The 14319-nt window shown below is 70.7% G+C and carries 9 protein-coding genes and 1 tRNA gene; 4 read left to right on the top strand and 6 right to left on the bottom strand.

Translation table 11 applies throughout. From position 1 onward, the window contains the following. The first annotated feature begins 42 nt into the window (after window positions 1-42). Window positions 43-1791 carry a serine/threonine protein kinase gene (locus D0T12_RS23430; RefSeq protein WP_117401821.1) on the top strand — a complete coding sequence of 583 codons (1749 nt, stop codon included), beginning with the start codon at window positions 43-45 and terminating at the stop codon, window positions 1789-1791. On the opposite strand, the gene D0T12_RS23425 is transcribed toward D0T12_RS23430, so the two are convergent. Then, window positions 1788-2759 (bottom strand): alpha/beta hydrolase, encoded by a 972-nt coding sequence (locus D0T12_RS23425; protein ID WP_199487642.1) that lies wholly within the window; start codon window positions 2757-2759, stop codon window positions 1788-1790. The two genes, D0T12_RS23430 and D0T12_RS23425, sit on opposite strands and share 4 nt — an antisense overlap. 131 nt (window positions 2760-2890) lie before the next feature. Here D0T12_RS23425 and D0T12_RS23420 point away from each other — a divergent pair, with 131 nt between their 5' ends. Beyond that, window positions 2891-4585: a serine/threonine-protein kinase gene (locus tag D0T12_RS23420; protein WP_117401820.1), complete on the top strand. Its 1695-nt coding sequence runs from the start codon at window positions 2891-2893 to the stop codon at window positions 4583-4585. Between the two features lie 23 nt (window positions 4586-4608). Here the strand turns inward: D0T12_RS23420 and D0T12_RS23415 are convergent, their stop codons facing one another. Next, the gene (locus D0T12_RS23415; protein WP_117401819.1) at window positions 4609-5250 is read right to left on the bottom strand and encodes a LysE family translocator; all 642 of its coding nucleotides are present in this window, start codon (window positions 5248-5250) and stop codon (window positions 4609-4611) included. 147 nt (window positions 5251-5397) lie between these two features. Here D0T12_RS23415 and D0T12_RS23410 point away from each other — a divergent pair, with 147 nt between their 5' ends. Beyond that, window positions 5398-6939: an ArnT family glycosyltransferase gene (locus D0T12_RS23410; RefSeq protein WP_117401818.1), complete on the top strand. Its 1542-nt coding sequence runs from the start codon at window positions 5398-5400 to the stop codon at window positions 6937-6939. On the opposite strand, the gene D0T12_RS23405 is transcribed toward D0T12_RS23410, so the two are convergent. From D0T12_RS23405 to D0T12_RS23395, 3 genes are read right to left on the bottom strand one after another with little or no spacing between them, the layout of a single operon-like run. Beyond that, window positions 6940-7614: a DUF1444 domain-containing protein gene (locus D0T12_RS23405; protein ID WP_117401817.1), complete on the bottom strand. Its 675-nt coding sequence runs from the start codon at window positions 7612-7614 to the stop codon at window positions 6940-6942. A 39-nt stretch (window positions 7615-7653) separates the two neighbouring features. Next, the gene (locus D0T12_RS23400) at window positions 7654-9156 is read right to left on the bottom strand and encodes a cobyric acid synthase (RefSeq protein WP_117401816.1); all 1503 of its coding nucleotides are present in this window, start codon (window positions 9154-9156) and stop codon (window positions 7654-7656) included. Continuing rightward, complete coding sequence (locus D0T12_RS23395; RefSeq protein ID WP_117401980.1) at window positions 9153-10040, bottom strand: cobalamin biosynthesis protein; 888 nt, start codon at window positions 10038-10040, stop codon at window positions 9153-9155. Before D0T12_RS23395 ends, D0T12_RS23400 begins: the two co-directional genes overlap by 4 nt. 711 nt (window positions 10041-10751) lie before the next feature. Between D0T12_RS23395 and D0T12_RS23385 the strand changes: the two genes are divergently transcribed. Further along, window positions 10752-10828 (top strand) — tRNA-Arg (locus D0T12_RS23385). Between the two features lie 752 nt (window positions 10829-11580). Here D0T12_RS23385 and D0T12_RS23375 read toward each other — a convergent pair. Next, a complete protein-coding gene (locus tag D0T12_RS23375; protein ID WP_199487641.1) occupies window positions 11581-14166 on the bottom strand; it encodes a DEAD/DEAH box helicase in 2586 nt (861 codons plus the stop codon). Window positions 14167-14319 lie beyond the last annotated feature (153 nt).

The following is a 14319-nucleotide window of genomic DNA, read 5'->3' as shown; positions in this document are numbered from 1 at the left end:
GGTTTTTCGGAAACGACCCCCTACATCCAGTTCAGGACCACGATGACCACCCACGCAGGAGAGAACGGCGAGGCCCTGCGCCCCGAGGACCCCGCCGAGCTCGGCCCCTACCGGATCGTCGGCAGGCTCGGACGCGGCGGCATGGGAACGGTCTACCTCGGCGAGGACCCCACCGGCACCCGCCGCGTCGCCGTCAAGGTGATCAACCGGGAGTTGGCCGGGGAGGCCGCGTTCCGCGACCGGTTCCGCCGCGAGGTGACGGCGGCCCGGCAGGTGCGCCGGTTCTGCACCGCCCCCGTACTGGACGCCGAACTCGACGACGACCCGCTGTACGTCGTCACCGAGTACATCGAGGGTCCGAGCCTGGAGCGGGCGGTCGCGGACCGCGGCCCGCTGCCCGGCTCCGACGTGGAGGGCGTCGCGGTCGGCGTGGCCACCGCCCTCGCCGCCATCCACGGCGCCGGGATCGTCCACCGCGATCTGAAACCCGCGAACGTGCTGCTGTCGTCCACCGGGCCCCGCGTCATCGACTTCGGCATCGCCCGCGCCCTCGACGCCGCCGACGGTCCCACCCGCACGGGCCAGTTCGTCGGCACGCCGAACTACCTGCCGCCCGAGCTGCTGCGCGGCGAGCAGGTCACGCCCGCGTCGGACGTGTTCTCCTGGGGCTGCGTCGTCGCCTACGCCGGGACGGGCCGCGCGCCGTTCGCGGGCAACACCGTCCCGGAGATCTTCTACCGGGTCGCGCACGACGAACCGAGGTTGGACGGCCTCGACCCCGACCTGCGGGACGTGGTGGCCGCCGCGCTCGACAAGGACCCGCGCAAGCGGCCGTCCGTCCAGAACCTTCTCGGGAGGCTGGTCGGCGGCGGTGAGAAGGCCGACCCGGCGACGCTGGCCCAGACCGTTCAGGCGGGCTGGCACGGCACCGCGACCGACCCGACCGTGCGGGCGCGGACCGGACCGCCCGCCGACCCGGCCACGCGAAGCACGCCCCGGCCGGGGGCCACGGTGACGCGAGGCACCGAGGTCACGCGCAGCGACTCCGCCCGTCCCGGCCGTGGGTCCGGCTGGTCTCGCGGGCTGCCGCGCGGCCCGCTGCTCATCGCCGGTGCGGCCGTCGCCGCGCTCGCCGTCCTCGCCGTCGTCGCGTTCACCGTGCTGCGTTCGGACGGCCCGCCCGAGGAGAACCTGGCGACGACGTTCAGCGACGACTTCGCCAACGACCAGTCCGGGTGGGACAGCTTCGTCAACGACTACGGCTACCGTGACGGCAAGTACTGGATGAAGACCAGCCGGTTCACCACGTCCATCGCCCGGTGGGTGCCGAAGAAGGACGTGAACGCCTTCCCCGATCCGGTGCTGGCGACCGTGACGGCGAACGTCACGGAGGGGCCCGCCGACGCCCGGTTCGGGATGCTGTGCCGCGGAAACAACAACAAGAGCGTCATCACCCAGTACCTGTTCCTGGTCCGCGCCGACGGCAAGGGCGCGGTGCTCCGCAAGGTCAACGGGGACCGGGGCAGCAAGGAACTCGCCGCCCCCGACTCCGTTCCCGGCTTCGACGCCGGGGGCGTGCACAAGATCCAGATCGCGTGCGCGGGTCAGGACGACGGCAAGCGGGTCAGGCTGCGGCTCTGGGTGAACGGCGAACAGGTCATCGACGTCACCGACACCGATCAGCCGCTGGGCAACGGATGGGTCGGGATGGAGATCCAGCAGGGCGGCAACCAGGCCCAGCCGGTGAACGTCGAGTTCGACGACTTCGACATGTCGAAGATCCTCGACTAGTCCCGGACGTCGTCGGCGGCGGGCAGGTAGGCGTTCGTCCAGCGGGTCAGTTCCGCGAAGACCCGCCCGCGGGCCGGTTCGGCCGACAGCACCAGGTCGTGCAGGCCCCCGTCGATGCGGACGAGCGTGACGTGCCGCCCGATCCTGGGTGCCCACCGCGCCATGTGCTCCACGTCCAGGACGGCGTCGGCTCCGGTCACGTCCGGCACCTTGCGGGTCGGACGGATGCTCCGCGCGGACGCCATCACCAGCACGGGCACGTCGACGTCCAGGCCCCGGTGCAGCCGGAGCTGCCCGCGCCGCACGGCCGCCAGCCACGCCGCGCGCACCGGGAAGCCGAGGATCGGCTTCCACCCGAGGTCGAAGTCCCATTCGCCCTCGTGGTCGCGGTGGATGCTCCGCGGATACCGGTCGGACACGCCCGCCGGAAGCCTCGCCTTCGGGAACCGGGGCCGCAGGACCCGCGCCACGCCCGCGCCGAGTTTGCGCATGACCAGCGGTTCCGCGATGTCGAGGAACGGGCTGTTGAGGACGAGGCCGTCGACCAGGCCCCGCCCCTTCATCGTGTCGGCCCACAGGGCGCCGATGAGCCCGCCGGTGGAGTGGCCGTTCAGCAGGAGCGTGTCGTGCCCGTCCACGTCCCGGACGATCCGGACGGCCTCGTCGATCTCCGGGAAGTAGTCCGACAGGCTCTCGATGTAGTTCGGCGTCTGGTGGGGGCGCAGCGACCGCCCGTACTTGCGCAGGTCGAGCGCGTAGAAGTCGAAACCGAGCTCCAGGTAGAAGTCGGCCAGGTGCCGCTGGAAGAAGTAGTCGACGAACCCGTGCAGGTACAGGACCGCACGGCGCGACGGATCGGTACGGCGCCGCCGCACGAGCGTCGCGACCACCTCCCCCTCGGCGTCCCGGCCCATCGGCAGTTCGATCGCCTCGTACCCGGGGCCGAGCACATCGGTCGTCACGTCCACGCCGTCTCCCCCAAATCCCGCAAACTCCACTAGAACGGGCGAACTTCTCACCCTTGTTCGTGCATCGAAGTGAGTGAACCGTACGTCAGACTGAAGCACAGCAGCGCCCTCCGGCCCCCGGGAGTCGAGCCATGCAGGCCCCACTTCGCGACCGTGACCCGAGGCGGCTCGGCCCGTACCGCCTCGTCGGCAGGCTGGGCCGCGGCGGCATGGGCACCGTGTACCTCGGCGAGGACGACGCCGGCCGCCAGGTCGCGGTCAAGGTCATCAACGCGGAGCTCGCCGACGACGAGGCGTTCCACGAGCGGTTCCGCCGCGAGGTGACGGCGGCGCGGCAGGTCAGCCGGTTCTGCACGGCCGCCGTCCTGGACGCCCGGCTGGACGGCGAGCCGCTGTACGTGGTGACCGAGTACGTCGCGGGACCGTCCCTCGACGACGCCGTCAAAGAGCACGGCCCGCTGCGCGGCGGCGACCTGGAGGCGTTCGCCGTCAACGTCGCCACCGCGCTGAGCGCGATCCACGGCGCCGGGATCGTGCACCGCGACCTCAAACCGTCCAACGTGCTGCTGTCCCCCACCGGGCCCCGCGTCATCGACTTCGGCATCGCCCGCGCCCTCGACGCCCCCGACGGCCCGACCCGCACCGGCCAGTTCATCGGCACCCCCGCCTTCATGGCGCCAGAGCTGATGCACGGCCGGGAGATCACACCCGCCGCGGACGTGTTCTCCTGGGGCTGTGTCGTCGCCTACGCGGGCACGGGACGCGTCCCGTTCCCCGGCGGAACGCTCCCGGAGGTCATCAACCGGGTGACGTCCGCCGACCCCGAACTGGACGGCCTCGACCCGTCCGTGTACGACGTCGTCGCGCGGTCGCTGGCGAAGGACCCGGCGGAACGTCCCGCGGTCAGGCAACTGATCCAGGCGCTGACCGGCGACGAGACACCGCCCGCGGTTCCGACGCTGACGCTCCGGAAGGACGAACCCGGACGGTCGGGGCCGCCGGTGGAGACGCCGGTGGAGACGCCGCAGGCCACGGTCGACTCGGTTCCGCGAACGATCCGGATGAGCGCGCCGCCGCCGACCGGTCCCGTCTCGACGACCACGCACGGTGGACGATGGTGGCGGCTACCCGTCGCCGTCGCCGCGCTCGCCGCCGGCGTCGCGATCATGCTGCCCGCGTTCGACGTGATGGGCGAGGCCGGCGCCCCGGATGGCGCCACGACCACCGGGGCCGTCGACTCCTTCGGACAGCGGCCTCCCGAGATCAGGCAGAAGCTCGTCGACGACGACTTCGACCAGGAGGACTCGGGCTGGAAGACGGCCGCCACCCCCGCCTCCGACGCGGGATACGCGGACGACAAGTACACGCTGAACGTCCTCCCGACGACGACCGCGACCCTCGCCGACGCGCCCGTCCCGGCGATGCCCGCGTCGCAGCTGATCGAGGTCAAGGTCGAACTCGAGGCCGCGGCGGGCGGGGAGGCCGGGGTCTACTGCCGCGGGAACGCCTCCGGTTTCGCGTTCCTGCTCCACGCGGACGGCCGTGCCCGCATCGCCGTGCTCGACGGGTTCAAGGTGACGGAGCTGGCGGCGGGGATGGCGACCGACCTCGCCGACGGCGACAACCGGATCCGTGCCGCGTGCGTGGCGGACGGGTCGAACGTGCGGCTCGGCATGTGGGTGAACGACGAGCCCGTCACGCAGGCCTCCGCCGCCGCCCCGGGCGGCTCCCCCGGAACCAGCGGGCTGATCCTGCGCCGCTCCGAGGACGGCACCGCCGGAAATCCGCGTGCGACGTTCGACGACTTCACGCTCTGCTCCGTCTGACGTCCGGCTGAAACTGAACGCGGCTAGTCCTTGCGTCCGGTCGTCGCGACGGTGACCCCGAGACCGATCATCATCAGGCCGCCGGTGCCGCCGATCGCGGCGAGACGGCGGGGCGAGCGCGCGAACCAGTCGCGGGCCGTTCCCGCGGCGAGGCCCCACACGCTGTCGCTCAGCAGCGCGATCACCGCGAAGATCAGCCCGAACACCATCATCTGCAGGGCGACGTGCCCGTGCTCCCGGACGACGAACTGCGGCAGGACGGCCGCGAAGAACACGGTCGTCTTCGGGTTCGTGACGCCCACCACGAACCCCTGCGCGAGGGCCCGCAGGTCGCCGCCGTGGCTCCGCTCGTCCGCGCCGATCGTCTCCTGGAGGGACCGGCGGTGCCGGATGGCCTGCACCCCGAGGTAGACGATGTAGACGGCGCCGACGACCTTCAGCGTGGTGAACACGACGGCGGAGCGTTCCACGATCGAGCCGACGCCGACCGCGACGGCCACGGTCAGCACGAGCGCGGCGAGCACCCCGCCGACGACGCCGGCGAGCGCGGTCCGGCGGCCGTGCGCCAGCGCCCGCCCGACGACGAACAGGACGGACGGGCCCGGAATGATGATGATGGCGAGGGCCATCGCCGAGAATCCCAACAACTGATCAGTCGACATCATGAACGCGACATTACGCGTTGCCGCCGGCCCCGCCCAGCGATTTCTTCGGACCCCGTCCGCGGCCCCCTCACCCGGATGGACGCTGTCCAAGGGTGGCCGAGTTCAAGATCGTGACTTGGGGGACATGTGGGACTTAGGTTCGGTCGCATGTCCGCCCCTACCTCCGCGGCGTCCGACCGGCCCGCCGCGATCGTCCGCCCCTCCCCGCCGTCCGCGTTCGCCCGGCGACCGGTACTGCTGATCGCCGCCGGGCTCGGCGTCCTGCTGGTGGCCGTCAGCGCGCGGTACGGCTACCACCGCGACGAGTTGTACTTCCGGGTCGCCGGACGCCATCCGGCGTGGGGGTACCCGGACCAGCCGCCGCTCGTGCCGCTGCTCGCCCGCGCGGTCACGGCCGTCTTCGGCGACTCGCTCGTCGCGCTGCGCGTCCCCGCCGCGCTGTTCTCCGCCGCCGGGGTGGTGGTCGCCGGGCTGACCGCCCGGGAGATGGGCGGCGGGCGGCGGGCGCAACCGCTGACGGCCGCCGCGTACGCCGTGTGCCCGTTCGTCGTCTCGGCCGGTCACCTGTTCTCCACGGCGACGCTCGACCTGCTGCTGTCGACGACGATCGTGTGGCTCACGGTCCGCTGGACGCGGACCCGCGACCAGCGGCTCCTGCTCGCCGTCGGGGCCGTGGCGGCGCTGGCGGTGAACGTCAAATATCTGGCCGCGTTCCTCCTGGTCGGGCTCGTCGCCGGGTTGCTCGTGGCGGGGCCGCGCGAGTTCCTGCGGCGGCCGATGTTCGCGGCGGCGGCGCTGGTCGCGGTCGCCGGGCTCGTCCCCGGGCTGCTGTGGCAGGCCGACCACGGCTGGCCGCAACTCGACATGGCGGACGCGATCGCCGGAAAGGCCGACTTCGGGGGACGACCCGGATTCATCCCGTTCCAGATCCTGCTGACCGGAGTGCTGCTCTCCTGGCTGTGGATCTACGGGCTGTGGCGGACGTTCCGGTCGGACCACCTGCGGACGTTCCGGTTCCTCGGGTACGCGTACGTCCTGCTGACCGTCCTGTTCCTGATCACGGCGGGCAAGCCGTACTATCTCGCCGGACTCTGGGCGGCGCTGTGGGCCGCGGGCGCCGTCGAGATCGAGCGCGACGGCGCGCCACGCGGCTGGAAATGGGCGGCGTCCGTCCCGGTGTACGCGGTCACCGGTGTCGTGACCGTCCTGCTCAGCCTGCCCGTGTACCCCGTCGCGCGGCTCGCCGACACTCCGCAGCCCGCCGTCAACGCCGACACCGCCGAGACGGTCGGCTGGCCGCGGTTCGCCGCGCAGGTCGCGCGGGTCCACGCCGCCCTGCCGCCGGAGGAACGCTCCAAGGCGGTGATCGTCGTGAGCAACTACGGCGAGGCCGGCGCGCTCGACAGGTACGGGCCCGACCTCGGCCTGCCCCGCGCCTACAGCGGCCACAACGGCTACTGGTACTTCGGGCGTCCACCGGACACCTACGGACCGGCCGTCGTCGTCGGGCCCGAGACGGTCGCGGGCGCGTCCTACCTGCGTCAGTTCTGGACGGACGTGCGTCCCGTGGGCCGCGTCGACAACGGCGTCGGACTCGACAACCAGGAGCAGGGCAAGCCGATCTGGGTGTGCCGCGGCCAGCGCGCCCCGTGGCCGCGGCTGTGGCCGCGGCTCAAGACGCTGTCGTGATCAGGAGGGGAGGACGTCCCAGACGCCGCCGCGCCGCACCAGCAGGTCGTGGGTGAGCAGACTTCCGGCGGGCACGTCCCACGCCGGGTCCGCCGGGGCGGCGGTGTCACCCCGGTCGGCGCGGTCACCGGCCCACACCTGCGCCACGGTCCAGCGGAGCTTGTCGACACCGTCCGGGTGGCCGGTCCCGGACGCGACGAACACGTCCCGCGCGGGGACCGCGACGACGAGGTCGCCCTCCACGTCCTGGGCGAGCTTCTCCAGGAAGCCCTCGTCGAGCAGCAGGCCCGACTCCAGCGTTCCGCGGGAGGCCGCCCGCCGGGCGGCGGCCGTCCCGTCCCCGCCGCCGAGCGACACCGTCACGGCGCGCACGTCCGGATACCAGCTCAGGCCGAGGTCGGGACGCAGATCCCGCAGGTTGAGCACCGCGCGGCGGCGCAGCTCCTCCGGCGGGACACCCAGCTCTTCGCAGTGCCGCCGCGCCACCTGCTCGTGCCGGCGGCCGGACGGCACGCCCTCGTCGGCGATCTCCAACGCGTAGGTGACGTAGAGGTCGGCGGCGAACGGGTCGCGGATCGGCTCCTCGTCCGGCGGCAGCGGGAACTCCAGTTGGACCTCCGCGGGCACCCGCGCCCTCATCAGCGGGACGATCAGACTGGACCGCGTCTCCGTCACGGGAGTCCTCCTGTTGCGCGCCCGGTGCCCTCGAATGGATCACCCTACAGCCGTGGGGGGCGCTCCGCCCGGTGGGACGACGGGAAGGTCTCGCGGCGCGCCGCGCTCGATGAGCCGCCACACGGCGTCGGTGTCGAGATGCTCCTCGACGAGGTCGCCGAGCGCGTCCAGCGTCGCCTCCCGCACCGCCTGGAACGAGACATCGGGCGCGGGTGTGAACGCGCGGCCGCTCCTGCGGGCCATGTCCCGGAGGAACGCGCGCCTGAACCCGTCGTTCTCCATCGCGCCGTGCCAGGTCGTCCCGAGAACCGATCCCTGCCTGCACCCGTCGAGGAAAGGCTCGCCCTCCGCCGCCACCACACCATGGTGAATCTCGTAGGCCTGGACGTCTTCGCCGTACGCCCGTCCGCGCGGCCGTCCGAGCGTCTTCTCCCGCCCGAATTCGACCGTCGCCGGAAGAAGCCCGAGCCCCTCGACCCGTCCCGCGCCCGACTCGACGTGGTCCACGATCTCCTGGGCGAGCATCTGGTAGCCGCCGCAGATACCGAGCACGGGCCGCCCTTCCCGCGCCCGCCGGACGATCTCGTCGGCCATTCCCCGTTCCCGCAGCCACGCCAGATCGTTCACCGTCGCCCGCGTCCCCGGCAGGACGACCACATCGGCCTCCGCCAGATCCCCGGCGCCGGCCGCGTAACGGACCACGACTCCCGGTTCACAGGCCAGCGCGTCCAGATCGGTGAAGTTCGAGATTCGCGGGAACCGGACGACCACGATCCGGAGGGTCTCCCTACCGGCCGGGCCTTTCGCGTCGGGGCGGGGCGCGTCCAGGGCCAGGGTGTCCTCGGAATCGAGATACAGCCCGAGTTTCCAGGGAAGCACGCCCAGCGTGGGCCGTCCGGTCAGTCTCTCCAACTGCTCCAGCCCCGGCTCCAGCAATTCCCGGGCGCCGCGGAACTTGTTGATGACGAACCCCGCGATCAAAGCCTGATCCTTGGGCTCCAACAGCGCCACCGTCCCGAACAGCGACGCGAAGACCCCACCCCGGTCGATGTCTCCCACCACCACGACCGGCAATTCGGCGGCCCGCGCCAGCCCCATGTTGACGATGTCACCGGCCCTCAGATTGATTTCGGCCGGGCTCCCCGCCCCCTCGCAGATCACCACGTCATACTCTGCTCGAAGCTCCGCGAGACTCTCCCGCACGACCCCCGCGAGCCGTTCCTTGTACTCCCCGTACCGCCGCGCGTCGACCTCCCCCACCGGGCGTCCCAGAACCACCACCTGGCTGCGCCGGTCGCTTCCCGGCTTGAGCAGCACCGGATTCATCACGGCCCGCGCCTCGACCCCCGCCGCCTGCGCCTGCATGTACTGGGCCCGCCCGATCTCCGCGCCGTCACTCGTCACCATCGAATTCAGCGACATGTTCTGCGCCTTGAACGGCGCGACCCGCACACCCCGCCTCGCGAGCCACCGGCACAACCCCGCCGTGACCACGCTCTTTCCCGCGTCGGACGTCGTCCCGGCGACCAGCAGCCCGCTCACCGCAGGCCCCAGACCACGGCCGCCGCCGCGAACGTCACCACCGCCGAAAGGCCCACCGCCCTGCGAATGTCCCGCGCCTCGGGTGCCCGCCCGTCCCCCATTTCGGGACGCCGTTCGACCCGTCCGCCGTACTCGTTCACCCCGCCCAGCCGCACACCGAGCGCCCCGGCGAACGCGGCCTCGACCCGCCCCGCATTCGGACTCGGATGCTTCTTCCCGTCCCGCAAGAACACCCGCCAGGCCTCACGCCCCGAACACAACCCCACCAAAGCGCCGGTCAACCGCGCCGGAACCCAATTGGCGGCATCGTCCAACCTCGCCGCCGCCCACCCGAACCGCTCATACCGCGGATTCCTGTACCCGACCATCGCGTCCAACGTGTTGATGGCCCGATACATGAGCAACCCCGGAACACCCGCGACCGCGCCCCACACCAGTGGGGCGACCGCCGCGTCCGAAGTGTTCTCCGCCACGGACTCCACCACCGCCCGCGCCAACCCCGCCTCGTCCAACCCCTGAGGATCCCGCGCACACAAATGCGGCAGCCGCTCCCGCGCCGCCACCAAATCCCCACGCTCCAAAGCCCGCGCCATCACGAGCCCTTCCCGCCCCAACGAGGTCCCGCCGAGCACGACCCACGTCGAAACAGCGGTCACCAGCACGCTCCCCCGCCCAAGCCGCTCCAGCACAACCCCACCGACCCCGGCGCCCCCCACCAGAACCCCGGCGAAAACAACCCCACGCCACCGCGAATCCTTGTACAGAAACCGCTCGGTCACCGAAGCGACCCTCCCGAATCCCGCGACCGGATGCCACCTCTTCGGGTCCCCGAAAAGCGCGTCCAACGCCACCCCGAGAAGCAGCCCTTCACCAGAGACACGCATCGAGCTCATCCCAGTTCCGCTCCAACCAATGCTGCCCGCAGTATCCGCTGCCCCGCCCCGGGCCACATCAGCCCCCACCACCCTCGGCCCGGCCCCGCATCGCCCGGCAAGACCGCTCGAACCTTACCCGCGCGGCCGACAGGACGTCCCGCCGCATCCCCCGATCCACCCCGTAGGCGTCACAGAAACCCGCAACCGCCGCCCCACATCGAAGCACCGCGTCCCGATCGGCGATCGGCCCCCAATGCCCCAACGCCCTCACCACGTCGAACCACCGTGTAGTGGGCCAGTCGAAATCGATCAACGCCACCCGCACCCCACCACGAAAGAGACGTTCTCCGGCGTCACATCACAGCGCCCGACGACCTCCGGCTCCCCGTCCCACACCGCCCCCTCCGGCACCCCGTACGACGCCACCGCCTCGTGGTACCGCCGCAATTACCGCCCCTGAGCGCCTCCTCCGAACCCGCGTACCCGGGCAACGGCTGCCCCGGCACCCAGCTCAGAACCTCCCGCCCCCGCGCATCCACCCCCAACACCCGCGGCGCCCCGTCGAACCCCACCGCCTCCGGATGCCACGACAACCCGTGCACCACCACACCGACCAAAGACAAGCCTCCGCCGCGCCCTCACGCACGGTAACGACGTATAGATGTGGAGCCCGGGGACCAGCCCCCTTACACTGTGTCCCGGCGTCCAGCCGGGCGCCATGCGCCCGTAGCTCAGCTGGACAGAGCATCGGACTTCTAATCCGACGGTCGCGGGTTCGAATCCTGCCGGGCGCGCCACCCACCAGCAAACCCCGACCGTGGCCTGCGAGAACACCTCGCACCCCACTTGGGGACCGGACGCAGCCGTATACCGCCAAGGGCGGCCACACAGCACAGTTCCCGGACGATACGCGGCATGACGAACCGCTTTTGCCCAGCTCAGCCCCCAAGCGCCCGTCTCTCTAGGACGGAAGCCCTCTACCGCGTCCTTCAGGCGTTGATACGCCACGTCTCGTTGCCCGAGTATGCACTGAGCGTAAGCACCCGGCGCGTCCCGCCCTCAATGCGCCTACATGGGCCAGGCTCTTCCCACAACCGGGGAGCGGTGTAGGGCCCTGTGCGGCTTACCCGGCCTCGGCCCCACCTTGTTCGACCGTTTTGTACTCACGCCGCCAGCGCGGACCCGCGTCGCCGTCCGTCTCGAATGCCCGTGTCACCATCTCCCGAACCTGACGCCGCAGTCTCCGGTGAAGCGATGCGTCCAAGCCCTCGGCCCGAAAGACCGCATCCGTGAACGAGTCCACATCCCCCGGTGGCGATGCGCAGAGCGCCGCCTGATCTGCCGGCGACAGACAGAACCCCAGGCGGATGCACAGGTCACGAAGTAGGAAGCCCACATCCTCAGGGGAAAGTTCGGGAACATCCACACGCTCCATGCTCGGCCACCCGACGCGACTGGACCAATGGGTTTCCCGGCGGTTGGGCAACGTCGCAGTTGGCTCGGAGATCACCGTCGACAACGACGCCGGGCCGGGACAGTGCCGCGGGCCTCAGACGGCTTGCTCGCCTTCGGGCGACTGCGCGGGCCCCTGGGAGAAGAGGCGCTCTCGCTCGGCGGCGATCACGTCACGGGCCAGGTCGGCCTCGGAGATGTCGACCGCCTCTGGGGCGCTGTCGGCGGTCTCGCTGACACGCGCGAAGTCATCGAAGAGCTCCCGCTTGCGAGCGAGGATCTCGGTGATTCGCAGGTCTACGCCCTCTTCAGACAGGAGCCGGTGGACCTGCACGGATTTCAACTGGCCCATCCGGTGCGCCCGCGCGATCGCCTGCCACTCGGTCGTGGGCTTGAGTTGCGGCTCGCAGATGACCACCACCGAGGCCGCCTGAACGTTCAAGCCGACGCCCCCGGCGACGATCTGTGCGACGAGCACGGCGCCGTGCCCGGACGCGGAGAACTCGTCGACCATCGTCTGCCGCGCCGCGGCGGGCACCGAGCCGGTCAGAGGACCGAAGACTTTTCCAGGCAACGTCCGGGCGATCTGGTCAAGCACGCCACGAAAATGGGAGAAGACGACGACCCGTCGTCCGTTGTCCTCCGCTTCCCCGACGATCTCGACAAGTCGGTTGATCTTCTCGGATCCTGTCCCCTGCGACATCGCGGCCTGCCGCATGGCCATGAAGTTTCCGGCGGCCACAGCGCTCCGATACGCGGCGAAGTCACTGCGCGACATCGGCAGCCATTCCTCGACTTCGACGAGTTCGGGCAGCTCGGTCAGCACGTCCTCCTGGTTTCTTCGCAGGTACGCTGGCGCGACCTGGCGACGGAAGCGTCGAGGTGCGAATTCACCAGCGTCCACGATCAGATCCGGCCGCAGATAGCCCACGAGGTTGCGGAACTCGTCGATGCGGTTCTCCAGCGGGGTGCCGGTGAGCAGGATCGCCCTGTTCGCGGCGTCCATGACAGCCCTCGTCCGCTGAGTCCGGCGCGCGGTCGGGTTCTTGATGTAGTGGGCCTCGTCCACAACGACGCAGCCGAGGTCGGCCGCGTGGACAAGGTCCTCGAACCAGCCGAGCGTCTCGAACGTGGTGACCGCGACTCCGCCGGTGCGGGACCAGTTCCGGGCCGCGGCTTCACGACCCGGCCCGTGGACCCGATGCGGGCGCAGCGTCGTCTTCGACGAGATCTCGCGGACCCAGTTGGTCACCACCGCCGCCGGGCAGATCACCACCGCATGGTGGTCGCCGCCGACGCGCAGGTGAGCGAGGACCGCGAGGGCTTCGACGGTCTTACCCAGACCCATCTCGTCGCCGATGATCACTTTTCGTTGGACGACCGCGAACCGGGCGCCGAAGCTCTGGTAGCCGCGCAGTGACGCGGAAAGGTACTCGGTATCGAGCTGGAGTCGTCGGACCGCCTCAATGATCTCGTCGGGTAGGTCACCGTGAGTCTTCTGCTCGTCCTCGGTCAGGAAGCCCAGCTCGGAGAGCATGGCGAAATAGTCGGCGGGCCGACTGAGAAAATCGTCCCACGGGTCGGAGTGTGCCCTTCTCTCGCTCGCGCCACCGAAGAGCAGGGCACGCCGGTCGACCGCGACGACCGCCTTCCGGAACTCAGCGACCTCCGAGCCGTGGGCGAACACGACCAGGTGACTCACCGTATGGTCGAGGGCACGCACGAGCGGTTTCAGTGCCTTGGCACGCGCGTGGTCGGTCACGGCGCCCTTCGTCCGACGCATGCCGTCCCACGCTGCGAGACGCCGCAGCAGTTCGGTCGTTTCGGGCGTGCGGCTCTCGATGTCGATGCGGACCGGCATCTCGTCGTGGGTCATTTGCCTGAGCGTTTGCGCCGCACCGCGCACCCGAGCGGCGGTCGTGTACCCCACCCCGGGCAGGTAGTCGAGTCGGTTCCCGTAATCGAGCACGGCCTGGACGGTGGCGAGTCCGGCGTCGGTGAGAGGACCGATACGAAGCCGACCGCGGGTGGCCTCTTTCAACCGCTCCACGGGCATGTCCGCCAGCATCCGCCGGACTTCGGACGACCGCACGGCCTGCGCTGCGGACGTGGCGGCGTCACGGAAGGCCGCTTCCTCCTCGAACACCTTCTCGATCGTTCTGATCGAAGCCGGAAGGTCCGCGAGTTCCGCTCTGGAAATGACTTCTGGTGCTGTTCCCAGGTCGGCAATCCACCACTTCAGACCGACCCGGTCGGCGAGTGCGTGCGCCACGTCGACCTCGGAGGCCCTCTCACTCGGCGGGGAGAGGCGAATCAGAAGTCGCGGAATCCCGGACGCCAGGCCCCATTCACGGTAGTTGAGCAGGAACCGCGCCGCGGCCTCTCCTGCGCCGCGCTTTGTGCGCCCACTGAAGTACCGTCGGGCACCCAGCACCGCATTGACGTCTTGAAGCGCTTTCGCGACCTCGGTGGTGAGGCGTGCGAGCGTCCCCTCCTCGCCGGGGTCCATGCTGGGTTGGTCCGCGTGTCCGGCGATCGCGCCCAAGAGCCGGCCGTCACCTGACCGCAAGGGCATCACGCGCCAGTCGACCGTTCTATCCACGCGAACGTCCACGACGCCGTGACGAAGCGACTCGACGGCGCTTTCGGCCGCCATGGCGACCTGGACGCGGTGCCAGAGCACGGCCTGGGCCTGTTCGACCAGGCGGCGACCTCATCATTGATCTTGCGGAGCCGCTGTCGTTCGTTTCGTTCCATGGCCCTGAAAGTCAGTCGGGTTCTGCGAAGATTGGCCCCGAGCACCGGCACGGGGCCGCGAACTCGATCTGCGGTGTCT

Origin of the sequence: Actinomadura spongiicola (assembly GCF_003432485.1) — a bacterium.
GTDB lineage: Bacteria > Actinomycetota > Actinomycetes > Streptosporangiales > Streptosporangiaceae > Spirillospora > Spirillospora spongiicola.
The sequence above is the reverse complement of the archived record's forward strand: the minus strand, read 5'-3'. Positions and strand labels throughout refer to the sequence as shown.

Bases quoted from the DNA above. Each gene is read 5' to 3' on its own strand.
- D0T12_RS23415 (WP_117401819.1), bottom strand. From the start codon at position 5,250: ATGATGTCGACTGATCAGTTGTTGGGATTCTCGGCGATGGCCCTCGCC.
- D0T12_RS23395 (WP_117401980.1), bottom strand. From the start codon at position 10,040: ATGCGTGTCTCTGGTGAAGGGCTGCTTCTCGGGGTGGCGTTGGACGCG.
- D0T12_RS23410 (WP_117401818.1), top strand. From the start codon at position 5,398: ATGTCCGCCCCTACCTCCGCGGCGTCCGACCGGCCCGCCGCGATCGTC.
- D0T12_RS23420 (WP_117401820.1), top strand. From the start codon at position 2,891: ATGCAGGCCCCACTTCGCGACCGTGACCCGAGGCGGCTCGGCCCGTAC.
- D0T12_RS23430 (WP_117401821.1), top strand. From the start codon at position 43: ATGACCACCCACGCAGGAGAGAACGGCGAGGCCCTGCGCCCCGAGGAC.